Consider the following 25,474-nt stretch of genomic DNA (forward strand, 5'->3'; position numbering starts at 1 on the left):
AAACGCCCGGTTACATTCCGAACCCGGAAGCTAAGCCTTACAGCGCCGATGGTACTGCAGGGGGGACCCTGTGGGAGAGTAGGACACCGCCGAACAATTCTTCCAAAAAGGTCGGATCCTGAACTTCGGTTCGGGGTCCGGCCTTTTTACCGTTTGCTTAACGTGTCGTTCATGTTGCGCCCCCAGCATCCAGCACATGGGAACTGCTGCAATGCTCAGGGCCGCCGGCGTAGGAGTCGGTGACGAGGTCGTCGTACCTGCCTTCGGGAACGCCGAGGTCGCCGAGGCCGTGACCCTGGCCGGCGCGCTCCCGGTGTTCGCCGACATAGATCCCGTGACCTACTGCCTCGACTCCGGCGCCGTCGAGGCGGCCATAACTCCGCGTACCGCAGCGGTCGTTGTGGTGCACCGCTTCGGACGGCGCGCCGACGTACGGCGGTTGCACGCGCTCGGGCAGCGGCACGGCGTGCTCGTGCTGGAGCAGGGCGAGTCCGAGGCGCCGTACGACGAGATAGCCCAGCGCAGGGAGCGAGCCGCTTACCTCGACGCCAAGCTCAGGGGCGTGCGCACGCCGGACGGCGGTGACGGGCACACCTACCAGCAGTACGTCGTGCGGGTGCCGGGGAACGGCCGGCCGGACCGCGACGCCTTCGCACTGGCCTTGCGGGCCAAGGGAGTCGAGTGCCGGGTGCCGGTCAAGACGCCCGTGCACCGGCTGCCGGAATTCCGTCGGTGCGTGTCCCTGCCGGAGACCGAACTGGCCGCCGACGAGACCCTGACGCTGCCCGTGGACGCCTCGCTCACCAAGCGGGAGATGCAGCGGATCGTGTCCGCGTGCAACGCGCTCGGCGGACTGCTGCAGCCCGCCTTCTGAACGGGTCCCGAACGAATTTGGGAACTCGGGCCGGCTCGGGGTACAGTTTCTCCGTCGCCGCGAGGGAAACCTCGAAAACGACAAGCCCCTATAGCTCAGTCGGCAGAGCGTCTCCATGGTAAGGAGAAGGTCAACGGTTCGATTCCGTTTGGGGGCTCCGAAAGAAGGCCCCACCCGAAAGGGTGGGGCCTTTTTCGTGCCCGCCGCGGCCTCACACCTCCGTGTGGACTTCCGGGACGCGCATGGCCAGGATCGCCATGTCGTCCGACGGGGCGTCCGACGCGAAGCGTTCCACCGCGCGCATGATGCGCGCCGCGACCGCGCCCGCCGTCAGGCCCGTGCAGGTCGTGAGGACGTCGGCGAGACCGTCGTCGCCCAGCATGCGCGTGCCCTCGCGGCGCTCGGTGACGCCGTCCGTGACGCACAGCAGGACGTCACCGGGATCGAGGGTGACGGTCTCCTCGTGCAGTTCCAGGTCCTCGATCACGCCCAGCAGCGGCTGCGGTTCGGCGGCCGCCGTCACCGTGCCGTCCTGGCGCAGGCGCAGCGGGAGCGGATGGCCGGCGCACACCACCTTCAGCTCGGCGCTGCCGTCCTCCTGCGGGCGCATCTCGCCGTAGAGCAGGGTCAGGAAGCGGCTGCGGTCGCCCTCGTCGAGGATTGCGGAGTTCAGGCGCTCCAGGACCGCCGGGCCGCTCAGGCCCTCGCGGGCCAGCAGGCGCAGGGCGTGCCGGGCGAGGCCGGTGACCGCCGCGGCGTTCGGGCCGGTGCCGCAGACGTCGCCGATGGCGAAGCCGTACGCGCCGTCGCCGATGGGGAAGAGGTCGTAGAAGTCGCCGCCGACCTCGTTGCCCTCGCCGGCCGCGCGGTAGATGACCTCCACCTCGACGCCGTCGATCTGCGGCAGGCCCGGCGGGAGCAGGCTGCGCTGGAGGGACTGGCTGATGGCCGTGCGCTCCGAGTACAGGCGGGCGTTGTCCAGGGCGAGCGCGGCCCGGCGCGACAGGTCCTCGGCCAGTTCCAGGATTTCCTGGCGGAAGTGCTCGTCCGTGGGCTTGCCGAGCGTCAGCATGCCGATGACGCGGTTGCGGGCGACGAGCGGCAGGACGACCGTCTCCCCGCCGACCGCGGAGGCCGTGGCGAGGGTCGGGCCGATGCCCGAGGAGATCTGCCGCGTGGGCCCGCCGGACAGCCCGAGGCTGCGCATGGAGCTGCGCAGGGCCGCCTGGTGCGCTACCTCGCCGGGAGCCGTCCAGACGCGCGCGCCGGGCGTCGGTACCGGATCCGGCGGGGGCACCTTCGAGAGCAACGACTTGATGCCGTCGATGAGTTCCTCGTCCTCGTGCAGGACGTACGACAGATACGGCTCCGAGGCCTGGTCGGCGATCGTATAGACGGCGCACCAGGTGGCCAGTGTGGGGACGGTCATCTGGGCCATCAGGGCCAGTGTCTGATCGCGGTCCAGGGTGCCGGCCAGCAGGTCGGAGGCCTCGACCAGGAAGCTCAGGGAACCGCGGCGCAGCCGCTCCAGCTCGCCCAGGCGGGCCGACTCGACGGCCAGCGCGATGCGGTCGGCGGCGAACTGCAGGCGCAGCGCCTCCTCGTTGGTGTACCGGCCCGGGGCCTCGGCCGCGACGCCGAGGGAGCCGGTGAGGCGGCCCTCGACCTTCAGCGGGACGGTGACGACCGAGCGCATGCCGGTGCCGGACAGCAGCGGTACGGCTCCGGGGACGGACGTGAGGTCGTCGTGGACGGCCGGCATGCGCGCGGAGCCGTAGCGCCCCGGGCCGGCCTCGACGGGCACGCGCGCGAAGCGCTGGCGCGCGGAGGGCAGGCCGGTGGAGGCGCGCACCTCCAGCTCGGTCTCGTCGTCCGTGGCCAGCAGCAGGAACGCGGAGTCGCCGTCGAGCATGTCGCGGGCGCGCTCCACGGTGCGCTGGAGGAGGCCGTCGAGGTCGTCCGGGGCGGGGGAGCCGATGAAGACCTCGAAGGGGTCGGTGCTCTGGCCGTCGGAGGACTGGGCCTGGTCGCCGGCCGGGACGCGCGACGGCGTCTGCAGGACGGCGCGCTCGTGGTCGCGGACCAGGAGGCAGACGGTGGAGGGCTCGCCGCCGGTGTCGCGGACCCTGAGGTGCGAGGCGTACACCTGGACGACCCGGCCGTCGGCGCCGCGGATGCCGTAGCTGCCCTCCCAGCGGGAGAGCCGGAGGGCCTCGGCGACGCCGGTGCCGGTGCCGGGGGTGTGCGGCCAGGCCGCCAGTTCGGTGAGGGGCTTGCCGGTGACCTCGGCGGCCGGATAGCCGAACAGTTCTTCGGCGTCCTCGTTCCAGGACGTGATGGCGCCCTTGCGGTCGACCTGGAGGACGGCGACGCGGACCCGGCCGTCGGCCAGCGGGAGCAGGTCGGCGGGGAGGGAGGGTCCGGCGGTCCGGGTGCCGGCCAGGCGTTCGGGGAGGTTGAGCTGGAACCAGACGTTCTTGTGGGTGGGCGTGTAGTCGACGCCCCAGCGGGTGGCGAGGGCCGCGCACAGCTGCAGGCCGCGGCCGCCCTCGCGGTCGGGGCTGCCCATCGAGACGGCGCTGTGCTGGAGTGGCACCTCGCGCTCGGGGTAGCGGTCGGAGACCTCGATGCGCACACCGTCCTCGGTGCGCAGGCACAGCACCTCCGCGTGGGTGCCCGCGTGAACGACCGCGTTGGTCACCAGTTCGCTGGTGAGGACCACGGCGTCGTCGACGATGTCGGCGAAGCCCCAGCCCTGGAGGGTGTCGCGGACGAAGGACCGGGCGGTCGCCACCGACCGCCCGACGGGCTCGAAGGTGGCGGCCGCGCGCGCGGTGATCACAGAACTCCTCGGCCGGTTGTCGACGGACGGGGCGTGGCCGGGCGGCTCCTGCCGCTGCTGCGGCATCAGCTCACCCGTCCCCTGTGGCTCCGGGGACTGTCCCCCAGGGATCACTCCGGTGGTCATGGTCTGCGGCCGCCCCTCCGATGCCCGCTCGTACTGGTGCCACCGCCCAGGCCGGTCGGACCGGTGCGGCTGGACAGCCGCATGCAAGGTTACTTACCTTCGCCGTCCGAGCGGATGCCGGTCGCCGGTGTTTACCCCCCAGGGTGTGCGGACGGTGTGCGAAGCTGCCGAACTGTTATGGCCTGGTTCGGCGAGGGTGAAACACTGGGCAGGCTTCTGACGAAGGTCGGGTCAGCCTGCGTGTGTTCCGTGCACGAGGGCAGCAGCCCCTGGTGTGGCCGGATCTCGTCTGGCAGAAATACGCAGCAGTAACCGGTACGCGGAAGTAACCGGTATGCCGAACAGCGGCACGCCGGGCCGAAGCGGCCGAGCACGGCAGTAACGGTCTACCCCTCCGGGAGGGACACAGTGGAGTCTGGCGCGGCGACGCGTGGCACGAAGACGCGCGCGAAAGGCGGACCGTCCCTGGGCAGGCGCGGCGACACCACCACCGTGGACACGGCTGCCCTGAACCGGCTGCTGGCGGCTCTCGTCTCGATGCGCGACGGGAACTTCCGCAAGCGGCTCACCGTCTCCGGGGACGGTGTGATGTCGGAGATCGCGGCCGTCTTCAACGAGGTGGCCGACCGGAACCTGCATCTCACCGGCGAGCTGTCCCGGGTACGGCGGATGGTGGGCCGTGAGGGCAAGCTCACGGAGCGGCTGGAGACGGGGGCCTGCGAGGGCTCCTGGGCGGCGGCGATCGACGCCTCCAACGCCCTGGTCGACGATCTGGTGTGGCCGGTGTCCGAGGTGGGCCGGGTGCTCACGGCGGTCGCCGAGGGCGATCTGTCGCCCCGGATGGAGCTGCGGACGCAGGCTCCGGACGGCGGCACCGGGCACCCGTTGCGGGGTGAGTTCCTGAAGGTCGGCCGTACCGTCAACAACCTGGTCGACCAGCTGTCGACGTTCACGGACGAGGTCACGCGCGTGGCCAGCGAGGTCGGCACCGAGGGCAAGCTCGGCGGTCAGGCCCGGGTGCGCGGTATGTCCGGTTCGTGGAAGGACCTGACCGAGTCCGTCAACACCATGGCGCGGCAGCTCACCGCCCAGGTGCGCGACATCGCGCTGGTGACGACGGCGGTCGCCCGGGGTGATCTGTCCCGCAAGGTCACCGTGCAGGTCGCCGGCGAGATGCTGGAGCTGAAGAACACCGTCAACACGATGGTGGAGCAGCTGTCGTCGTTCTCCGTCGAGGTGACCCGGGTGGCCCGCGAGGTGGGCACCGAGGGCATCCTGGGCGGTCAGGCGCAGGTGCCGGGCGTGGCCGGGGTGTGGAAGGAGCTGACCGACTCCGTCAACACGATGGCCGGCAACCTGACGGCCCAGGTGCGCGGCATCTCGCAGGTCACGACCGCGGTCGCCAGCGGTGATCTGTCGCAGAAGGTGACGGTTCCGGCGCGCGGCGAGGTGGCGCAGCTCGCCGAGACGATCAACCAGATGACCGAGACGCTGCGGATCTTCGCGGACGAGGTCACGCGCGTGGCGAACGAGGTCGGCGCGGAGGGCCGGCTGGGCGGTCAGGCGAACGTGCCGGGGGCCGCCGGCACCTGGAAGGACCTGACGGACTCCGTCAACACGGTCTTCCGGAACCTGACCACGCAGGTGCGCGACATCGCCACCGTGACGACGGCGGTGGCCAACGGTGATCTGTCGCAGAAGGTCACGGTCGACGTGGCCGGCGAGATGCTGGAGCTGAAGAACACCGTCAACGGGATGGTGGACCAGCTGTCGTCGTTCGGCGCCGAGGTGACGCGGGTCGCGCGGGAGATCGGCGTCGAGGGCGAGCTGGGCGGCCAGGCGCAGGTGCCGGGCGCGGCCGGCGCCTGGAAGGACCTGACGGACTCCGTCAACACCGCGTTCCGCAACCTCACCGGGCAGGTGCGCAACATCGCCCAGGTGACGACGGCGGTGGCCAACGGTGATCTGTCGCAGAAGGTCACGGTCGACGTCTCCGGCGAGATGCTGCAGCTGAAGAACACCGTGAACACGATGGTGGACCAGCTGTCGAGCTTCGCCGACCAGGTCACGCGGATGGCCCGGGACGTGGGTACGGAGGGCCGCCTCGGCGGTCAGGCCCGGGTGGACGGCGTGTCGGGCACCTGGAAGGAACTGACGGACTCCGTCAACTTCATGGCCGGGAACCTGACGTCGCAGGTGCGGCAGATCGCCCAGGTGACGACGGCCGTGGCGCGCGGTGACCTGTCGCAGAAGATCGACGTCGACGCGCGCGGCGAGATCCTCGAGCTGAAGAACACGATCAACACGATGGTCGATCAGCTGTCCGCCTTCGCCGACCAGGTGACCCGGGTCGCCCGTGACGTGGGGACCGAGGGCCGTCTCGGCGGGCAGGCGCAGGTGCCCGGTGTCGCTGGTGTGTGGCGGGACCTGACCGACTCCGTGAACGGCATGGCCGGGAACCTGACGGCCCAGGTGCGCAACATCGCGCAGGTCGCCACCGCCGTGGCCCGCGGTGACCTCTCCCAGAAGATCACCGTGGACGCGCGCGGGGAGATCCTGGAGCTGAAGAACACCCTGAACACGATGGTGGACCAGCTGTCGTCGTTCGCCCAGGAGGTCACGCGTGTGGCCCGTGAGGTGGGTACGGAGGGCATCCTCGGCGGTCAGGCCGAGGTGCAGGGTGTCTCCGGCACCTGGAAGGACCTCACGCAGTCCGTGAACTTCATGGCGAACAACCTGACCATCCAGGTGCGCAACATCGCCGAGGTCACGACCGCGGTCGCCAAGGGCGACCTGTCGAAGAAGATCACTGTTGACGCCAAGGGCGAGATCCTCGAGCTCGTCACGACGGTCAACACGATGGTTGATCAGCTGTCCAGCTTCGCCGAGCAGGTGACCCGGGTGGCCCGTGAGGTGGGCACCGAGGGCATCCTTGGCGGCCAGGCGCACGTGCCGGGCGTCACCGGCATCTGGAAGGACCTCAGCAACAACGTCAACCTGATGGCCAACAACCTGACCATGCAGGTGCGCAACATCTCCCAGGTCGCCTCGGCCGTCGCGAACGGCGACCTGACGCGTCAGGTGACGATCGAGGCGCGCGGTGAGGTCGCGCAGCTCGCCGACACCATCAACATCATGGTGAAGACGCTGAGTTCGTTCGCCGACCAGGTCACCAAGGTGGCCCGCGAGGTGGGCACGGACGGCATCCTGGGCGGTCAGGCGCACGTGCCGGGTGTGGCCGGCACCTGGAAGGACCTGACCGAGTCCGTGAACCAGATGGCGTCCAACCTGACCGGTCAGGTGCGCAACATCGCCATGGTGACCACGGCGATCGCCAAGGGCGACCTGACGAAGAAGATCGACATCGACGCCCGCGGCGAGATCCTGGAGCTGAAGACGACGATCAACACGATGGTCGACCAGCTGTCCAGTTTCGCCGAGGAGGTCACGCGCGTGGCCCGCGAGGTGGGTACCGAGGGACAGCTCGGCGGCCAGGCACGCGTGCGTGACGTCGACGGCACCTGGCGGGACCTGACCGAGTCGGTGAACGAGATGGCCGGGAACCTGACCCGGCAGGTGCGTGCCATCGCGCGCGTGGCGACCGCGGTGACCCGCGGCGACCTGAACCTGAAGATCGACGTCGACGCGTCCGGCGAGATCCAGGAACTGCAGGACTACATCAACAAGATGATCGCCAACCTGCGCGACACCACGATCGCCAACAAGGAGCAGGACTGGCTCAAGGGCAACCTGGCCCGTATCTCCGGCCTCATGCAGGGCCGCCGGGACCTGGAGGACGTGGCCTCGCTGATCATGAGCGAGCTGACGCCGGTGGTGTCCGCGCAGCACGGCGCGTTCTTCGTGGCGATGCCGCTCATGGAGGGCAAGGACGCCGGTGACGGCGAGGACAACTACGAGCTGCGGATGCTCGGCTCGTACGGCTACTCGATGGGCTCCATGCCGACGTCGTTCCGGCCCGGTGAGGGGCTGATCGGCACGGCCGCCGAGGAGAAGCGCACGATCCTGGTGGACAAGGCGCCCAGCGGCTATCTGAAGATCTCCTCCGGCCTCGGCGAGGCCCCGCCGTCGCAGGTGATCGTGCTGCCGGTGCTGTTCGAGGGCAATGTGCTCGGCGTGATCGAGCTGGCCTCCTTCACGCCGTTCACGCAGATCCAGAAGGACTTCCTCAACCAGATCGCCGAGATGATCGCGACCAGCGTCAACACCATCTCGGTCAACACCAAGACCGAGCAGCTGCTGAAGCAGTCGCAGGAGCTGACCGAGCAACTCAGGGAGCGGTCGGAGGAGTTGGAGAACCGGCAGAAGGCGCTGCAGGCCTCCAACGCCGAACTGGAGGAGAAGGCCGAACTGCTGGCCCGGCAGAACCGCGACATCGAGGTGAAGAACACCGAGATCGAGGAGGCCCGGCAGGTCCTGGAGGAGCGTGCCGAGCAGCTCGCGGTGTCGATGCGCTACAAGAGCGAGTTCCTCGCCAACATGTCGCACGAGCTGCGTACGCCGCTCAACTCGCTGCTGATTCTGGCCAAGTTGCTCGCCGACAACGCCGAGGGCAACCTCTCGCCGAAGCAGGTGGAGTTCGCCGAGACCATCCACGGCGCCGGCTCCGACCTGCTGCAGCTGATCAACGACATCCTCGACCTGTCGAAGGTCGAGGCGGGCAAGATGGACGTCTCGCCGACGCGTATCGCGCTCGTCCAGCTCGTGGACTACGTGGAGGCCACGTTCCGGCCGCTGACCGCGGAGAAGGGCCTGGACCTGTCCGTACGGGTCTCCCCGGAGCTGCCCGCGACCCTGCACACCGACGAGCAGCGGCTGCTGCAGGTGCTGCGCAACCTGCTGTCGAACGCGGTGAAGTTCACCGACTCCGGGTCGGTGGAGCTGGTGATCCGGCCGGCCGGCGCGGACGTGCCGGCGGGCATCCGGGAGCAGTTGCTGGAGGCCGGCTCGCTGACCGATCCGGACGCGCCGCTGATCGCGTTCTCGGTGACCGACACCGGCATCGGCATCGCGGCCAGCAAGATGCGGGTGATCTTCGAGGCGTTCAAGCAGGCGGACGGCACGACCAGCCGCAAGTACGGCGGTACCGGCCTGGGTCTGTCCATCTCGCGGGAGATCGCGCAGCTGCTCGGCGGCGAGATCCACGCGCAGAGCGAACCGGGCCGCGGCTCGACGTTCACGCTGTACCTGCCGCTGCACATGAGCGAGCTGCCGCCGCAGGGCTACCAGCAGTCCGTGCCCCCGCTGGGGGCCGGCGAGCTGGTCGCCTCGACGACGGAGCAGTCCTCGGAGCTGTCCGCCGTGGAGATCGAGACGCCGGCCGAGGTGAAGTCGTACCGGGAGACCCAGAACGGCCCCGCGGCCCTCTTCCGGCGCCGGCGCCGGGGCCTGCCGCAGGGCGAGCAGCGGGCCGAGCACTGGTCGGCGCCCGAGCAGGAGAGCGCGCCGCAGTCCGCGCACGGGGTGCGGTTCGCCGGCGAGAAGGTGCTGATCGTCGACGACGACATCCGCAACGTGTTCGCGCTGACCAGCGTCCTGGAGCAGCACGGCCTGTCGGTGCTGTACGCCGAGAACGGCCGTGAGGGCATCGAGGTGCTGGAGCAGCACGACGACGTGGCGGTCGTGCTGATGGACATCATGATGCCGGAGATGGACGGCTACGCGACGACCACGGCGATCCGCAGGATGCCGCAGTTCGCCGGGCTGCCGATCATCGCGCTGACCGCGAAGGCGATGAAGGGCGACCGGGAGAAGGCGATCGAGTCCGGCGCCTCCGACTACGTCACCAAGCCGGTCGACCCGGACCATCTGCTGGCGGTGATGCAGCAGTGGATGGGGGACAAGTGACGAGATCGGCGCAGCGGGAGGTGAACGCCGGGAGAACCCTTGGCGAGGGTCGGGAGTTGCCCCCTTGAGCCGAGGGCGCCGGTACGACTTAAGGTGGCCTGCGAACGTAGGGGAATGCGGGATTCCGGGAACCGACCAGGATCCCGCCGCGTTTCCCCTATGTGCACAGTGACATCGCGGTGACAGGGTGTGGCGACAGGCGGGGTGCGGCTACGATGACCGGCACAAGGACGGGCGGCGAAAGGGAGTCGTCCCCTGGGGCGGCGCCCGGTGTACCGCCGGGGCGAGGAGGGCGGGCCATGGTGCAGAAGGCCAAGATCCTCCTGGTCGATGACCGGCCGGAGAATCTGCTGGCGCTGGAGGCGATCCTCTCTGCGCTCGATCAGACGCTGGTGCGGGCATCGTCCGGGGAGGAAGCGCTCAAGGCACTGCTCACGGACGATTTCGCGGTCATTCTGCTGGACGTCCAGATGCCGGGCATGGACGGTTTCGAGACCGCGGCACACATCAAGCGGCGGGAGCGGACCCGGGACATCCCGATCATCTTCCTCACCGCGATCAACCACGGCCCGCACCACACCTTCCGGGGCTATGCGGCGGGCGCGGTGGACTACATCTCCAAGCCCTTCGACCCGTGGGTGCTGCGCGCGAAGGTCTCGGTCTTCGTCGAGCTGTACATGAAGAACTGCCAGCTTCGCGAGCAGGCGGCCCTGCTGCGGCTGCAGTTGGAGGGCGGCGGCAAGGGCGGGGTCGGCGGCAAGGAGTCCGCGGGGCTGCTGGCCGAGCTGTCCGCGCGGCTCGCGGCCGTCGAGGAGCAGGCCGAGGCGCTGTCCAAGCAGCTGGACGACGACTCGGCGGACGCGGCGGCGGTGGCCACGGCGGCCCATCTGGAGCGCAAACTCACCGGGCTGCGGCGCGCGCTGGACGCCCTGGAGCCGGGCGCCGGCACCGGCGGCCCGCCGATGCCGGCGCAGAACTGACGTACGTCCGGTCGGCGGTGACCGTGAGCGTGCGTCAGTTCCGGTCCCCCGCAAGGGCGACACGAACGGGTGAAGCTGTGGGCACACGTGTCCGCTGTCGTCTCCCCCGGTAACCTCACACCCATGGCCTCACGTCCCTCCGCAGCCAAGAAGCAGCCCGCCAAGAAGGCGGCCGCTCCCTCGAAGGCTCCGGCGAGGAAGGCCGCAGCGAAAAAGGCCCCGGCGAAGAAGGCGCCCGCCAAGAAGGCTCCGGCGAAGAAGGCCGCTCCGCCGAAACCGGTGCCCAGCCCCACCGGGGGCGTGTACCGGCTCGTGCGCGCCCTCTGGCTGGGTCTGGCACACGCCGTCGGCGCCGTCTTCCGCGGCATAGGGCAGGGCGCGAAGAACCTCGACCCCGCCCATCGCAAGGACGGCATCGCGCTGCTGCTGTTCGGCATCGCGCTGATCGTCGCCGCCGGCACCTGGGCGGACCTGAAGGGCCCGGTCGGCGATCTCGTGGAGATCCTGGTCACCGGCGCCTTCGGCCGGCTCGACCTGCTGGTGCCGATCCTGCTCGGGGTGATCGCCGTACGGCTCATCCGGCACCCGGAGCGGCCGGAGGCCAACGGACGGATCGTGATCGGCCTGTCCGCGCTCGTCATCGGCGTGCTCGGGCAGGTCCACATCGCCTGCGGCTCGCCCGCCCGCAGCGACGGCATGCAGGCCATAAGGGACGCCGGCGGCCTCATCGGCTGGGCGGCGGCCACTCCGCTGACGTACACGATGACCGACGTCCTCGCCGTACCCCTGCTGGTGCTGCTGACGATCTTCGGGCTGCTCGTGGTGACCGCCACCCCGGTCAACGCCGTGCCGCAGCGGCTGCGCACCCTCGGCGTACGCCTGGGCGTGCTGCACGACCTCGAGGCGGACGAGTACACCGAGGACGACGAGCGCTACGACGACCAGTGGCGCGAGGCGCTGCCCGCGCGCCCCCGTAAGCGCGCGTCCGCCCCCAAGGCGTACGACCCCGACAGCGCCGAGGCGGAGGCCCTCTCACAGCGCCGCGGCCGCCCCAGGCGCTCCGCGGTGCCCCAGCCGGACCCGCAGCGCCGGATGGACGCCGTGGACGTCGCGGCGGCCGCGGCGGCGGCGCTCGACGGAGCGGTGCTGCACGGCATGCCGCCGTCCCCGCTGGTCGCCGACCTCACCCAGGGCGTCAGCGTGGGCGACCGCGAGGAGACGACCCCGGTACCGACCCCCGCGCCGGGGCCGGCCCCCGCGCCCGAACCGGCTCCCGAGCCCTCGCCGGTCCCGGCCGCGCGCCCCAAGCAGGAGAAGCTCCCGGCCGGCACCGTCCCCGACCTGACCAAGAAGGCCCCCGACCAGCCACGCGACCTGCCCGCGCGCGCGGAGCAGCTCCAGCTCTCCGGGGACGTCACCTACGCGCTGCCGTCGCTGGACCTCCTCACCCGCGGCGGCCCCGGCAAGGCGCGCAGCGCCGCGAACGACGCGGTCGTCGCCTCGCTCACGCAGGTCTTCACCGAGTTCAAGGTCGACGCGCGCGTCACCGGCTTCACCCGCGGCCCGACGGTCACCCGCTACGAGGTCGAACTCGGCCCCGCCGTGAAGGTCGAGCGGATCACCGCGCTGACCAAGAACATCGCGTACGCCGTCGCCAGCCCGGACGTGCGGATCATCAGCCCCATCCCCGGCAAGTCCGCGGTCGGCATCGAGATCCCCAACACCGACCGCGAGATGGTCAACCTCGGCGACGTGCTGCGCCTCGCGGAGTCCGCCGAGGACGACGACCCGATGCTGGTCGCCTTCGGCAAGGACGTCGAGGGCGGGTACGTGATGCACTCGCTGGCGAAGATGCCGCACATGCTGGTCGCCGGCGCCACCGGCTCCGGCAAGTCGTCCTGCATCAACTGCCTGATCACCTCGGTCATGATGCGGGCGACCCCCGAGGACGTCCGGATGATCCTGGTCGACCCCAAGCGCGTCGAGCTGACCGCCTACGAGGGCATCCCGCACCTGATCACGCCGATCATCACCAACCCCAAGCGGGCGGCCGAGGCCCTGCAGTGGGTCGTACGCGAGATGGACCTGCGCTACGACGACCTCGCGGCCTACGGCTTCCGGCACATCGACGACTTCAACCAGGCCGTCCGCGAGGGCAGGGTCAAACCGCCCGAGGGCAGCGAGCGGGAACTGCAGCCGTACCCGTATCTGCTCGTGATCGTGGACGAGCTGGCCGACCTGATGATGGTCGCCCCGCGGGACGTCGAGGACGCGATCGTGCGCATCACCCAGCTCGCGCGCGCGGCCGGCATCCACCTGGTGCTCGCCACCCAGCGCCCGTCGGTCGACGTGGTCACCGGTCTGATCAAGGCCAACGTGCCCTCCCGGCTGGCCTTCGCCACCTCCTCGCTCGCCGACTCCCGGGTCATCCTCGACCAGCCCGGCGCCGAGAAGCTGATCGGCAAGGGCGACGGCCTGTTCCTGCCGATGGGCGCGAACAAGCCGACCCGTATGCAGGGCGCGTTCGTCACCGAGGCCGAGATCGCGGCCGTCGTCCGGCACTGCAAGGAGCAGATGACGCCGGTGTTCCGGGACGACGTCACGGTCGGCAGCAAGCAGAAGAAGGAGATCGACGAGGACATCGGCGACGACCTCGACCTGCTGTGTCAGGCGGCCGAGCTGGTCGTCTCCACCCAGTTCGGGTCGACCTCGATGCTCCAGCGCAAGCTGCGCGTCGGCTTCGCCAAGGCCGGGCGGCTCATGGACCTCATGGAGTCCCGCAACATCGTGGGGCCGAGCGAGGGATCCAAGGCTCGTGACGTTCTTGTGAAGCCTGACGAGCTGGACGGCGTGCTCGCCATGATTCGCGGGGAGTCTGAGGAGTAGGGCGGACGGCCGTCCGGCGGACGCCGGTACGCCGGGTGGCGGACCGCCGTGATCCACCCGTTAGGGATCGGCGAGCAACCGTTTCCCTTCGTCGTACGTCCAGTTGAGCGAAAGGACAGTTGGGGGTCCCACCATGGGGTACCTGCCTGTCCAATCATAGGAATGTCCGGCCGTTCCTATGGTGTACAAAGTCCCACCCGCCCGGTTGCCCCACCCTTTCGCACCCCCCCTAGACTGAGCTTCCAGCACAGGTGGCTACACGCTCGAAAGGCGCCCCCGTGTCCATCGGCAACTCCCCTGAAGACGAGCGTCCGTTCCCAGACGAGTCCGAGGAAGCCCGTGTCTCCGTGGGCCGCGCCCTGCAGCAGGCGCGGATCGCGGCCGGGCTCACCGTGGACGACGTCAGCAGCGCCACTCGTGTCCGTATCGCCGTCATCCACGCCATCGAGGCGGACGACTTCGCCCCGTGCGGCGGCGACGTGTACGCCCGTGGGCACATCCGCACGCTGGCCAAGGCAGTCCACCTCGACCCCGCACCGCTGATCGCCCAGTACGACGCCGAGCACGGCGGCCGTCCCGCGCCCACCCCGGCCGCACCCCTGTTCGAGGCCGAGCGGATCCGGCCGGAGCGGCGGGGGCCGAACTGGACCGCCGCCATGGTCGCCGCGATCGTCGTGGTGATCGGCTTCGTCGGCTTCACCGCCGTCAAGGGCGGCGGCTCCGGAAGCGATGCCAAGTCGCAGGTCGCCCAGGGCGGCGGCACGTCCGCCGCGAGCAAGTCGCCCTCGCCGCGGCCGACGAAGACCAAGCCCGTCACGCCGAGCCCCGCGCCCTCCGACAGCGCCATCGCCGCCGCGCCCCAGGACAAGGTGACCGTCCAGGTCAGCGCGCCGAACGGACGCAGTTGGATCTCCGCCAAGGACCACAACGGCCGGATGCTCTTCGACGGGCTGCTGAACAAGGGCGACTCCAAGACCTTCCAGGACAGCTCCAAGATCAACCTGATCCTGGGCGACGCCGGCGCCATCGAGCTCTACGTCAACGGCAAGAAGATCGACGACAAGTTCCAGCCGGGCCAGGTCGAGCGCCTCACCTACACCAAGGGCGACCCGGTGGCGGGCTGAGCGGTCCTTCGGGGCGGAGCGAGTGTGACGGGGTCGGCCAACCCCGTCGACGTGGGCTGTCAGTGAGACGAAGTAGTCTTGAGCCCATGCCTGAACGCCGTACCGTCGCACTCGTCACCCTTGGCTGCGCCCGTAACGAGGTGGACTCGGAGGAGCTCGCAGGCCGTTTGGAGGCGGACGGCTGGCAGCTCGTCGAGGACGCCGCGGACGCCGACGTCGCCGTGGTGAACACGTGCGGCTTCGTCGAAGCCGCGAAGAAGGACTCCGTCGACGCCCTCCTCGAGGCCAACGACCTCAAGGACCACGGCAGAACCCAGGCCGTCGTGGCGGTGGGCTGCATGGCCGAGCGGTACGGCAAGGAACTGGCCCAGGCGCTGCCCGAGGCCGACGGCGTGCTCGGATTCGACGACTACGCGGACATCTCCGACCGCCTGCAGACCATCCTGTCCGGCGGCGTCCACGCCTCCCACACCCCGCGCGACCGCCGCAAGCTGCTCCCGATCAGCCCGGCCGAGCGCCAGGAATCGGCCGCGGCGGTGGCCCTTCCCGGACACGGCCCGGCCGATCTCCCGGAGGGCGTCGCGCCCGCCTCGGGTCCCCGCGCGCCGCTGCGCCGGCGCCTGGACGGCTCCCCGGTCGCCTCGGTGAAGCTGGCCTCCGGCTGCGACCGGCGCTGCTCCTTCTGCGCCATCCCGTCGTTCCGGGGCTCCTTCATCTCCCGCCGCCCCAGCGACGTGCTGAACGAGACGCGCTGGCTGGCCGAGCAGGGCGTGAAGGAGATCATGCTGGTCTCCGAGAACAACACCTCCTACGGCAAGGACCTGGGCGACATCCGCCTGCTGGAGTCCCTGCTGCCGGAGCTGGCCGAGGTCGACGGCATCGAGCGGGTCCGGGTCAGCTATCTGCAGCCGGCCGAGATGCGCCCGGGCCTGATCGACGTACTCACCTCGACGCCCAAGGTCGCGCCGTACTTCGACCTGTCCTTCCAGCACTCCGCGCCCGACGTGCTGCGCGCCATGCGCCGCTTCGGCGACACCGACCGCTTCCTGGAGTTGCTCGACACCATCCGCTCCAAGGCGCCCGAGGCCGGCGTGCGGTCCAACTTCATCGTCGGCTTCCCCGGCGAGAGCGAGGCGGACCTGGCCGAGCTGGAGCGCTTCCTGAACGGCGCCCGCCTGGACGCCATCGGCGTCTTCGGCTACTCCGACGAGGAGGGCACGGAGGCGGCGACGTACGACAACAAGCTGGACGAGGACGTCGTCGCCGAGCGCCTGGCCCACATCTCCCGGCTCGCCGAGGAACTCGTCTCGCAGCGCGCCGAGGAGCGCGTCGGGGAAACGCTGCGCGTCCTGGTCGAGTCCGTCGACGAGGAAGAGGGCGTGTACGGCCGTGCCGCGCACCAGGCGCCCGAGACCGACGGGCAGGTTCTGCTCACGAGCGGCGAAGGCCTGAGCGTCGGACGTATGGTCGAGGCGAAGGTGGTCGGTACGGAAGGTGTCGACCTGGTGGCCGAGCCGCTGACCGGCTCGCTCGCGTGTAGTGAGGAGGCGGGCAGATGACCGGAGTCCCGGCATCCGCCGCGGGCGGCTCCTCCGGCGCGCAGGGCGCCCGGGGGCCCGCCGCCCCCGCCGACGGCGCACGGTCCGAGGTCTCCGGTTCTGCCCCAGGTCCCGGCGGCGGCAAGCCCGCGCGCGGCGGGAAGATCGCCGCCGCGGCCGTCAACCAGGCGAGCGTCTGGAACGTCGCCAATCTGCTGACCATGCTCCGGCTGCTCCTGGTGCCCGGTTTCGTGGCGCTGATGCTGGCCAACGGTGGCTACGACCCGGCCTGGCGCTCGCTGGCCTGGGCCGCCTTCGCCGTCGCCATGATCACCGACCTGTTCGACGGACATCTGGCGCGCACCTACAACCTGGTCACCGACTTCGGGAAGATCGCCGACCCCATCGCCGACAAGGCCATCATGGGGGCGGCGCTGATCTGTCTTTCGGCCCTGGGCGATCTGCCGTGGTGGGTGACGGGCGTGATCCTCGGCCGGGAACTCGGCATCACCCTGCTGCGTTTTCTGGTCATCCGCTACGGCGTGATCCCGGCCAGCCGCGGGGGCAAGCTCAAGACCCTCACCCAGGGCGTGGCGGTCGGGATGTACGTTCTGGCGCTGACCGGCTGGCTGGCCACCCTGAGGTTCTGGGTGATGGCCGTGGCGGTCGTCCTCACCGTCGCCACCGGTCTCGACTATGTAAGACAGGCCATTGTGCTGCGCAGGCAGGGAATCGCGGAGCGAGCCGCGGCGTTGGAGGAGAAGGAAGCGTGAGTTCGAAGGCCACCGAACTGGTGCGACTACTGACCGTGAGGGGCGAGACCCTCGCCGTCGCCGAGTCGCTCACCGGTGGCCTGGTGGCCGCGGAGATCACATCGGTTCCCGGAGCGTCCAAGGTGTTCCGGGGTTCGGTCACCGCCTACGCCACCGAACTGAAGCATGAGCTGCTGGGCGTCGACGCCACTCTGCTGGCGCAGCGAGGAGCGGTGGATTCGCAGGTCGCGGCCCAGATGGCCACCGGCGTACGGAAGGCTCTGGGCGCCGACTGGGGCATCGCGACCACCGGAGTCGCCGGCCCCGAACCGCAGGACGGCCGGCCGGTCGGGACGGTCTTCGTGGCCGTCGACGGACCCCTCACCTCGCACCCCGGTTCTGCCGGTGGCGGAAAAGTGGAGGCCCTGCGGTTGAACGGCAGCCGTGCGGAAATTCGTATGGAGAGTGTACGGAGCGTACTCGCAGTGCTCCTCGAGCAGCTTGCGGGCGAACAGACTGGGAATGAGCGGGCACAGGATACGGAACGGAACGGGGGGTTTTGATGTTTGCAGCCCTGAGTGAACACGACATCGCTCCCCGCACGGCCGCGGCGCGAGGCGGTACGGTGGGGCGAGAAGGATGCGGCTACGCGGTCCGAGGAGGGAGCCACCGATGATTCTGCTCCGTCGCCTGCTGGGTGACGTGCTGCGTCGGCAGCGCCAACGCCAGGGCCGTACTCTGCGCGAAGTCTCCTCGTCCGCCCGAGTCTCACTCGGCTATCTCTCCGAGGTGGAGCGGGGGCAGAAGGAGGCTTCCTCCGAGCTGCTCGCCGCCATCTGCGACGCGCTGGACGTACGGATGTCGGAACTCATGCGAGAAGTGAGCGACGAGCTGGCGCTCGCCGAGCTGGCCCAGTCCGCCGCGGCCACCGAGCCCGTGGCGACGCCGGTCCGGCCGATGCTGGGATCGGTGTCGGTGACCGGTGTGCCACCGGAACGGGTGACCATCAAGGCGCCCGCGGAGGCTGTGGACGTGGTCGCCGCGTGACGCACGCGCACGCGGCCTAGCGAACCGAGACATATCAGGCCCCGGCTGCCTGTTCCAGGAAGACCTGGAGCAGGCAGCCGGGGCTTTCGCTTACCCGGGTCGACTGTGTGATGTGCGTCGCTTTTGTGTCCGTTTGCCGGGCTTGGGCGGGGCGGTCATGGTGGGAGGGACATGGCGGCGCCCAAGCACCGGAGGAAACGGATGTACGTCGTGAAGAGCCCGTTGGCCGACGCGGACCTGAAGACGGTGGCCGAGGCGCTGCAGGGTGCCCTCGTCGACCTGGTGGACCTCTCCCTGGTCGCCAAGCAGATCCACTGGAACATCGTCGGGCCCCGTTTCCGCTCCGTCCACCTGCAGCTCGACGAGGTCGTCGCCTCCGCGCGCACCCACTCCGACACGGTGGCCGAGCGCGCCTCGGCCCTGGGCGTACCGCCCGACGGGCGCGCCGCCACGGTGGCCGCCGGCAGCGGCATCGGCACCACTCCGGCGGGCTGGATCAAGGACGGCGACGCGGTCCGGGCGATGGTGGACGCGCTCGGCGCGGTGATCACCCGGATGCGGGAGCGCGTGGCCGCGACGGGGGAGCCGGACCCGGTGACCCAGGACATCTTCATCGGGATCACCGCGGACCTGGAGAAGCACCACTGGATGTTCCAGGCGGAGAACGCGTAGGTCCGCGCCGCACGGGCCGGCTGTTGTGCACCGGTGAGCCCGCAGTGCGCCTCCCGCGCCGGGCGGGCGGCGGTCTAGCGTCCGGCAGGAGGTGGTGGCGCGCATGGTGGGGCGCATAGTGCGCTGGACGCTCGGGCTGGGGCTCACGGCCGTGTGGTGGTGGGCGGGGCTGCGGCTCGCGCTGGGGCAGGGCTCGGGTGTGCTGGAAGGGGCCGTCGTGGCCGGCGGGTGGGGGCTGAGCGTGCTCCCGGTGCACTGCATGCCGGAGACCCGGGCGACCGGAGCGCTGCCGACGGGGAGCTGGGTGGCGGCCTGGCGGCCGGGGGGTGCTGCCAGGGCATCGCGGGGCCCTCGTTCGGGGGAAGTTTCCGACCCGTGAGGAACGCGGGAGCCAGGTCGGCGCGATCGCGTTGTTCCAGGGGATGCGGGCTTTCCGGTGTGCGGCTCGGCGTGCGGCTCGGCTCGGTCAGCCGGTGCGGCGCGGATAGCGGTCCCGCCAGCGCTGCGGTGAACCGGGGCCGGGGGCCGGGCCCGTCTGGCAGGTGGGGCACCAGTAGGTGGGGCGTTCCTGGGAGCCGTCGCCCTGGTCGGCCACGCGGACCGGTGTGTGGCAGCGCAGGCAGGGGCGGGGTGCGCGGCCGTAGACGAACAGGTCGTGCCGGTGCAGGCCGGTGGTCTGCCGGACGGGGCGGTCGCGGTTCGCCTCCAGGAGCCTCTTGGCGAGCGCGGGCAGCGTCTCGGCGCGGTCCGCGGGCAGCGCGCCGACCGGGAGCCACGGGGTGACGCCCAGCAGGAAACAGAGCTCGCTCTTGTAGATGTTGCCGATACCGGCGAGGTTGCGCTGGTCGAGCAGGGCTTCGCCGAGCGGGCGGGCGGGGTGGGCGAGGACGTTGGCGAGGGCGCGCTCGGGGTCCCAGTCCGGGCCCAGCAGGTCGGGGCCCAGATGACCGACGACCCGCTCCTCCTCACCGGTGCGCAGCAACTCCAGGACCTGGAGCCGGTAGCCCACGGCCGTGCGGTCGGCGGTGCCGAGGATCGCCCGGATCTGGTGGGCCGGGCCGCCCCGCCAGCGCTCTCCCGTGCCGTACACCTTCCAGGAGCCCTCCATCCGCAGATGCGTGTGGAGGGTCAGGCCGCCCTCGAACCGGGTGAGCAGGTGTTTGCCGCGCGGGATCGTGCTGAGCACGGTACGGCCCGTGAGGTCGACCGTCGCGTACTTCGGCACCCGGAAGTCGCTGCGGGTCAGCGCCTTGCCCGCGAGGGCCTCGTGCAGCCGCCGCGCGGCCTGCCAGACCGTGTCACCTTCGGGCATGCGTCAAGGGTGCCACGGCCGGGTCGCGGTGGTCGGGCGGGACCAGGCTGTCCCTCTCGGGTGAGAGGGGCAGCGCCCGGTGGCGGGAGGCGACGGTGGTCATGGCCTCCCGCCATGGGCTGCCGGGCGACGGTCAGGGTCTGCCAGCCATGGTCTGCCGACGGCGGTCATGGTCTCCCCGCCATGGTTCGGCGGCGGCGGTCATGGTCTCCCCGCCATGGTTCGGCGGCGGCGGTCACGGTCCCCGGCCATGGCTGCCGGTCATGCTCTGCCGGGTCATGGCCTCAGGCGCAGGCCGCGCGGCGTGGCCACGAAGCCCGCGGCTTCCAGAAGGGCGCCTATGGGCGAGGTCAGGGCCTGGACGCCGTTGATCCGCTCGACCGTGACCGTGCCGAGGGAGCCCGCGCGGGCCGCCGCGGCCAGGGCCTCCGCCGCCGTACGCAGCCGGGGGTCGTCCGCGGCCTCCGTGTCCGAGGTGTCGGGCCAGGCCAGCAGGGTCTTGCCGCCGCGCTCCATGTACAGCGTCAGCTCGCCCTCCACCAGGACGACCAGCGAGCCCGCCTTGCGGCCCGGCTTGTGGCCGGCGCCGGTCGGCGGCTCGGGCCAGGACAGGGCCGCGCCGTAGGCGTTGGCGGGGTCGGCCGCGGCGAGGACGACGGCACGGGGGTCGGGCGCGGCCGTGCTCGTACGACCGCTGCCGTACCCGCGTGGCGCCGGTGAGCCGAAGGCATCGGAGCCGCCTCCTCGGGGGCCGCCGTAGCCGGGGGAGGCGAAGGGGTCGGCGAGGTCGCGGGGCGAGACGTACTCGCCGGGCGCGGGTAGGGGGTCCGCCGGCGGCCAGGTGAAGTCGCCGTCGAGGCCGGGGTGGGCGAAACCGCCGCCCGACCCGTCGAAGGGCCCGGGGAGGGGGTGGCCGTGAGGTGTGCTCTCGCCGCCGCCGGCATCGCCCCCGAACGCGGGCGTGGTGAAGCCGTTCCAGGGGCCCGGGAAGCCGTTTCCGGCGGTGGTGCTCTCCCCGCGGTCACGCGCGTTGGACACCGCGCGGAGCCGGTCCACCGCGCCGTCCATCGCGAACTGGGCCGCGCCCAGCCCCTCGACCACATAACCGCGCCGCGCCTGGCCGCTCTCCTCGAAGGCGGACAGCACGCGGTACACCGCCGAGAAGCCGCCCTCGATCCCCTCCGCGGCGACCGCCCCACGGGTCACCACGCCGTGCCGGTCCAGCAGCGTGCGGGCCAGCGCGTGGGCGCGCACGGTGGCGTCCGGCTCGGCCGCGGGGAGCAGCGACCAGCGGCCGGCGACGGTGGGCGGGCCGCTACGGGACGCGCTGCGGGCGGCGGCCGTCAGGGAGCCGTAACGACCGCGCGGGACGGCACGCTTGGCGCGGTGGGCGGTCGACCCCGCCGTACGGCCCGAACCCAGCAGGGACCGCATCGGGGCGAGGGTGTCGTTGGTGAGCCGGCCCGACCAGGCCAGGTCCCAGAGCGCGTCGGCCAGTTGGGGATCGGTGGCCTCGGGGTGGGTGCTGGCCCGGACCTGATCGGCGATCTGGCGGAAGAACAGGCCGTAGCCGCCGGACAGCGCGTCCAGCACGGACTGGTGGAGCGCGGTCAGCTCCAGGGGGTGGGGCGGCGGGAGCAGCAGGGGGGCCGCGTCCGCCAGATACAGCGAGACCCAGCCGTCCTTGCCGGGCAGGTCGCCCGCGCCCGCCCACACCACCTCTCCGGCGGCGGTCAGCTCGTCGAGCATGGCGGGTGTGTAGTTCACCACGCGGGAGGGCAGGACCAGCTTCTCCAGCGCGGACGCCGGCACGGAGGCGCCCTGCAACTGCTCGATGGCGCGCACCAGTCCGTCGGTCCCGCGCAGACCGTGGCCCTTGCCGATGTGCTGCCACTGCGGCAGGAACTGGGCGAGCGCGGCCGGTGGCACGGGTTCCAGCTCATGGCGCAGGGCCGCCAGGGAACGGCGGCGCAGCCGGCGCAGTACGGCCGCGTCGCACCACTCCTGGCCGATGCCCGCCGGGTGGAACTCGCCCTGGACCACCCGGCCGTTCGCGGCCAGCCGCTGCAGCGCGCCCTCGGTGACCGCCACGCCCAGGCCGAAGCGGGCCGCCGCCGTGACCGACGTGAACGGGCCGTGGGTGCGGGCGTACCGTGCGAGGAGATCGCCCAGGGGGTCCTTGACCGGCTCGGTGAAGGCCTCGGGCACGCCGACCGGCAGGGCCGTGCCGAGCGCGTCGCGCAGCCGGCCCGCGTCCTCGACCGCCGCCCAGTGGTCCGCGCCGGCGATCCGGACCTTGATGGCCCGGCGCGCGCCGGCCAGCTCGCGCGCCCACTGCGGATCCGCGCCCCGCGCGACCAACTCCGTGTCGGTCAGCGGGCCGAGCAGCCGGAGCACATCGGCGACGCCCTCCACGTCCTTGACCCTGCGGTCCTCGGTGAGCCACTGCAGCTCGCGCTCCAGCTCGGTCAGCACGTCGGCGTCGAGCAGTTCCCGCAGCTCCGCCTGGCCCAGCAGCTCGGCCAGCAGCCGGGAGTCCAGGGAGAGGGCGGCGGCACGGCGCTCGGCGAGCGGGGAGTCGCCCTCGTACAGGAACTGGGCGACGTACCCGAACAGCAGGGAGCGCGCGAACGGGGACGGCTCCGGGGTGGTGACCTCGACCAGGCGCACCTTGCGGGACTCGATGTCGCCCATCAGCTCCACGAGCCCGGGGACGTCGAAGACGTCCTGGAGGCACTCGCGGACCGCCTCCAGGACGATCGGGAACGAGCCGAACTCGCTCGCCACCTGGAGCAGCTGGGCCGCCCGCTGGCGCTGCTGCCACAGCGGGGTGCGTTTGCCGGGGTTGCGGCGCGGCAGCAGCAGCGCCCGGGCGGCGCACTCGCGGAACCGGGAGGCGAAAAGGGCGGACCCGCCGACCTGGTCGGTGACGATCTGGTCGACCTCGCCCCTGTCGAAGGCGACGTCCGCCGCGCCGACGGGCGCCTGCTCGGTGTCGTACTCGGTGCCGGCCTTCATGGGCTCCTGGTCGAGCAGGTCCAGGCCCATCAGGTCGGCGTCGGGCAGGCGCAGCACGATGCCGTCGTCGGCGTGCATGACCTGCGCGTCCATGCCGTACCGCTCGGACAGGCGGGCGCCGAGCGCGAGGGCCCACGGGGCGTGCACCTGGGCGCCGAAGGGGGAGTGGACGACGACCCGCCAGTCGCCCAGCTCGTCGCGGAAGCGCTCCACGACGATGGTGCGGTCGTCCGGGACATGGCCGCAGGCCTCCCGCTGCTCGTCCAGGTACGACAGCACGTTGTCCGCCGCCCATGCGTCCAGGCCCGCCGCCAGCAGCCGCAGCCGGGCGTCGTCCTTGTGCAGCGAGCCCACCTCGCGCAGGAAAGCGCCCACCGCGCGGCCCAGTTCCAGCGGACGGCCCAGCTGGTCGCCCTTCCAGAAGGGCAGCCGGCCCGGCACGCCGGGTGCGGGGGAGACCAGGACGCGGTCGCGGGTGATGTCCTCGATGCGCCAGGAACTCGTGCCCAGCGTGAAGACGTCGCCCACCCGGGACTCGTAGACCATCTCCTCGTCCAGCTCGCCGACCCGGCCGCCGCCCTTCTTGGGGTCGGAACCGGCGAGGAAGACCCCGAACAGGCCCCGGTCGGGGATCGTGCCGCCGGAGGTGACGGCGAGCCGCTGGGCGCCCGGGCGGCCGGTGATCGTGCCGGCCACGCGGTCCCACACCACGCGCGGGCGCAGCTCCGCGAACGCGTCCGACGGATAGCGGCCCGCGAGCATGTCCAGGACCGCGGTGAACGCCGACTCGGGCAACGACGCGAAGGGGGCCGCGCGGCGGACCATGGCGAGCAGGTCGTCGAACTGCCAGGTGTCCAGCGCCGTCATGGCGACCAGCTGCTGCGCGAGCACGTCCAGCGGGTTCGCGGGCACCCTCAGGGACTCGATCGAGCCCGAGCGCATCCGCTCGGTGACCACCGCCGCCTGGACCAGGTCACCGCGGTACTTGGGGAAGACGACACCGGTGGAGACGGCCCCCACCTGGTGTCCCGCGCGGCCCACGCGCTGCAGCCCGGAGGCGACCGACGGCGGGGACTCAACCTGCACGACCAGGTCGACGGCGCCCATGTCGATGCCCAGCTCCAGGCTGGAGGTGGCGACCACCGCGGGCAGCCGGCCCGCCTTCAGGTCCTCCTCGACCAGGGCGCGCTGCTCCTTGGAGACCGAGCCGTGGTGCGCGCGGGCGATCACCGGGGGCGCGCCCTGGGCGGCGCCCGAGCCGCCCATCAGCTGGGCCGGGGAGTGGTGCTCGTCCAGGGTCTCGCCGGTCGCCCGCTCGTAGGCGATCTCGTTGAGCCGGTTGCACAGCCGCTCGGCGAGGCGGCGGGAGTTGGCGAACACGATCGTGGAGCGGTGGGCCTGCACCAGGTCGGCGATCCGCTCCTCGACATGCGGCCAGATCGACGGCTTCTCGCCGCCCTCGCCGGCGTCGGCCGCCGGGGAGCCGCCCAGCTCGCCCATGTCCTCGACCGGCACCACCACGGACAGGTCGAACTCCTTGCCGGACTCCGGCTGGACGATCTCCACCTTGCGGCGCGGCGAGAGATACCGGGCCACCTCGTCCACCGGGCGGACGGTTGCCGACAGGCCGATCCGGCGGGCCGGCCGCGGCAGCAGTTCGTCGAGCCGCTCCAGGGAGAGCGCCAGATGAGCGCCGCGCTTGGTGCCCGCGACCGCGTGCACCTCGTCCAGGATCACCGTCTCCACGCCCGTGAGCGCGTCACGCGTGGCCGAGGTCAGCATCAGGAACAGCGACTCGGGGGTGGTGATCAGGATGTCCGGCGGGCGGGTGGACAGGGCGCGCCGCTCGGCCGCCGGGGTGTCACCGGAGCGGATGCCGACCCTGACCTCGGGCTCCGGCAGGCCCCGGCGCACGGACTCCTGGCGGATGCCGGTCAGTGGGCTGCGCAGATTGCGCTCGACGTCGACCGCGAGGGCCTTCAGCGGGGACACGTACAGCACCCGGCAGCGCTTCTTCGGGTCGGCTGGGGGCGGGGTCGAGGCCAGCTGGTCCAGGGCGGCGAGGAACGCGGCCAGCGTCTTGCCCGAACCGGTCGGGGCCACCACCAGCACGTCCGAGCCCGCGCCGATGGCCTGCCACGCGCCGGCCTGGGCCGCGGTGGGCGCGGAGAACGCCCCCGTGAACCAGCCGCGGGTCGCGGGGGAGAAGCCGTCGAGGGCTCGATGTGCGGAGCTGACCATGCGTCCATCCTGCACCCGCCCACTGACAATGACGCTGACCTGGGCAAACGCCGTCCGGCAGGGGTGGGCGGGGGCGGCTCGCGGACGGCCGGGCGGAGAATGGGCGCATGACGGGTGCAGCAGGCTGGGATGAGGAGCGGGTCCGCGGGGGCGCGGCTGCGGTCCGGCCGGTGGAGCGCGGGCGGAACCGGCAGGAC

14 protein-coding genes, 1 tRNA gene and 1 rRNA gene are annotated in these 25,474 nt (G+C 71.4%); 13 read left to right on the forward strand and 3 right to left on the reverse strand.

The annotated features are described in order from the left end of the window. The 3 genes from rrf to AB0950_RS12060 all read left to right on the forward strand — a co-directional run. Nucleotides 1–95 (forward strand): 5S ribosomal RNA (rrf, locus tag AB0950_RS12050); the annotation flags it as partial. A 116-nt stretch (nt 96–211) separates the two neighbouring features. Continuing rightward, nucleotides 212–874, forward strand: a complete 663-nt coding sequence (locus AB0950_RS12055; protein WP_360570650.1) for a DegT/DnrJ/EryC1/StrS family aminotransferase — start codon at nt 212–214, stop codon at nt 872–874. Nucleotides 875–958: 84 nt separating this feature from the next. Continuing rightward, a tRNA-Thr gene (locus AB0950_RS12060) sits at nt 959–1,031 on the forward strand. A 54-nt stretch (nt 1,032–1,085) separates the two neighbouring features. Here the strand turns inward: AB0950_RS12060 and AB0950_RS12065 are convergent. After that, nucleotides 1,086–3,842, reverse strand: a complete 2,757-nt coding sequence (locus AB0950_RS12065) for a SpoIIE family protein phosphatase (protein ID WP_360148497.1) — start codon at nt 3,840–3,842, stop codon at nt 1,086–1,088. Between the two features lie 408 nt (nt 3,843–4,250). Between AB0950_RS12065 and AB0950_RS12070 the strand changes: the two genes are divergently transcribed. From AB0950_RS12070 to AB0950_RS12115, 10 genes are all read left to right on the forward strand, one after another. Next, nucleotides 4,251–9,707 carry a HAMP domain-containing protein gene (locus AB0950_RS12070; RefSeq protein ID WP_360148494.1) on the forward strand — a complete coding sequence of 1,819 codons (5,457 nt, stop codon included), beginning with the start codon at nt 4,251–4,253 and terminating at the stop codon, nt 9,705–9,707. A 299-nt stretch (nt 9,708–10,006) separates the two neighbouring features. Beyond that, nucleotides 10,007–10,687, forward strand: coding sequence for a response regulator (locus AB0950_RS12075; RefSeq protein WP_360148491.1), 681 nt, complete (start codon nt 10,007–10,009; stop codon nt 10,685–10,687). A 123-nt stretch (nt 10,688–10,810) separates the two neighbouring features. Then, nucleotides 10,811–13,573, forward strand: coding sequence for a DNA translocase FtsK (locus AB0950_RS12080; protein ID WP_360570038.1), 2,763 nt, complete (start codon nt 10,811–10,813; stop codon nt 13,571–13,573). A 278-nt stretch (nt 13,574–13,851) separates the two neighbouring features. Continuing rightward, the gene (locus tag AB0950_RS12085; RefSeq protein WP_360148485.1) at nt 13,852–14,697 is read left to right on the forward strand and encodes a RodZ domain-containing protein; all 846 of its coding nucleotides are present in this window, start codon (nt 13,852–13,854) and stop codon (nt 14,695–14,697) included. Nucleotides 14,698–14,783: 86 nt separating this feature from the next. Beyond that, nucleotides 14,784–16,256, forward strand: coding sequence for a 30S ribosomal protein S12 methylthiotransferase RimO (gene rimO, locus AB0950_RS12090; RefSeq protein WP_360148482.1), 1,473 nt, complete (start codon nt 14,784–14,786; stop codon nt 16,254–16,256). After that, the gene (gene pgsA, locus AB0950_RS12095) at nt 16,253–17,008 is read left to right on the forward strand and encodes a CDP-diacylglycerol--glycerol-3-phosphate 3-phosphatidyltransferase (protein WP_360148479.1); all 756 of its coding nucleotides are present in this window, start codon (nt 16,253–16,255) and stop codon (nt 17,006–17,008) included. Before rimO ends, pgsA begins: the two co-directional genes overlap by 4 nt. After that, nucleotides 17,005–17,550, forward strand: coding sequence for a CinA family protein (locus AB0950_RS12100; protein WP_366778444.1), 546 nt, complete (start codon nt 17,005–17,007; stop codon nt 17,548–17,550). The genes pgsA and AB0950_RS12100 overlap by 4 nt, the downstream gene beginning before the upstream one ends. A gap of 109 nt (nt 17,551–17,659) precedes the next feature. Then, the gene (locus tag AB0950_RS12105) at nt 17,660–18,034 is read left to right on the forward strand and encodes a helix-turn-helix transcriptional regulator (protein WP_330337446.1); all 375 of its coding nucleotides are present in this window, start codon (nt 17,660–17,662) and stop codon (nt 18,032–18,034) included. A gap of 201 nt (nt 18,035–18,235) precedes the next feature. Then, on the forward strand, nt 18,236–18,706 hold the full coding sequence (locus tag AB0950_RS12110) for a DNA starvation/stationary phase protection protein (protein WP_366778593.1): 471 nt from the start codon (nt 18,236–18,238) through the stop codon (nt 18,704–18,706). Between the two features lie 103 nt (nt 18,707–18,809). Continuing rightward, the gene (locus tag AB0950_RS12115) at nt 18,810–19,085 is read left to right on the forward strand and encodes a hypothetical protein (protein ID WP_360148472.1); all 276 of its coding nucleotides are present in this window, start codon (nt 18,810–18,812) and stop codon (nt 19,083–19,085) included. 87 nt (nt 19,086–19,172) lie between these two features. Here the strand turns inward: AB0950_RS12115 and AB0950_RS12120 are convergent, their stop codons facing one another. Further along, nucleotides 19,173–20,018 (reverse strand): DNA-formamidopyrimidine glycosylase family protein, encoded by an 846-nt coding sequence (locus tag AB0950_RS12120; protein WP_366778445.1) that lies wholly within the window; start codon nt 20,016–20,018, stop codon nt 19,173–19,175. A gap of 276 nt (nt 20,019–20,294) precedes the next feature. Beyond that, a complete protein-coding gene (locus AB0950_RS12125) occupies nt 20,295–25,277 on the reverse strand; it encodes an ATP-dependent helicase (protein WP_366778446.1) in 4,983 nt (1,660 codons plus the stop codon). Nucleotides 25,278–25,474 lie beyond the last annotated feature (197 nt).

The sequence above is a fragment of the Streptomyces sp. NPDC007189 genome (assembly GCF_040703635.1).
Lineage (GTDB): Bacteria > Actinomycetota > Actinomycetes > Streptomycetales > Streptomycetaceae > Streptomyces.

Coding starts and splice junctions, on each gene's coding strand:
- AB0950_RS12115 (WP_360148472.1), top strand. CDS start 18,810: ATGGTGGGGCGCATAGTGCGCTGGACGCTCGGGCTGGGGCTCACGGCC.
- AB0950_RS12105 (WP_330337446.1), top strand. CDS start 17,660: ATGATTCTGCTCCGTCGCCTGCTGGGTGACGTGCTGCGTCGGCAGCGC.
- AB0950_RS12120 (WP_366778445.1), bottom strand. CDS start 20,018: ATGCCCGAAGGTGACACGGTCTGGCAGGCCGCGCGGCGGCTGCACGAG.
- AB0950_RS12075 (WP_360148491.1), top strand. CDS start 10,007: ATGGTGCAGAAGGCCAAGATCCTCCTGGTCGATGACCGGCCGGAGAAT.
- rimO (WP_360148482.1), top strand. CDS start 14,784: ATGCCTGAACGCCGTACCGTCGCACTCGTCACCCTTGGCTGCGCCCGT.
- AB0950_RS12110 (WP_366778593.1), top strand. CDS start 18,236: ATGTACGTCGTGAAGAGCCCGTTGGCCGACGCGGACCTGAAGACGGTG.
- AB0950_RS12125 (WP_366778446.1), bottom strand. CDS start 25,277: ATGGTCAGCTCCGCACATCGAGCCCTCGACGGCTTCTCCCCCGCGACC.
- pgsA (WP_360148479.1), top strand. CDS start 16,253: ATGACCGGAGTCCCGGCATCCGCCGCGGGCGGCTCCTCCGGCGCGCAG.
- AB0950_RS12080 (WP_360570038.1), top strand. CDS start 10,811: ATGGCCTCACGTCCCTCCGCAGCCAAGAAGCAGCCCGCCAAGAAGGCG.
- AB0950_RS12055 (WP_360570650.1), top strand. CDS start 212: ATGCTCAGGGCCGCCGGCGTAGGAGTCGGTGACGAGGTCGTCGTACCT.
- AB0950_RS12065 (WP_360148497.1), bottom strand. CDS start 3,842: ATGACCACCGGAGTGATCCCTGGGGGACAGTCCCCGGAGCCACAGGGG.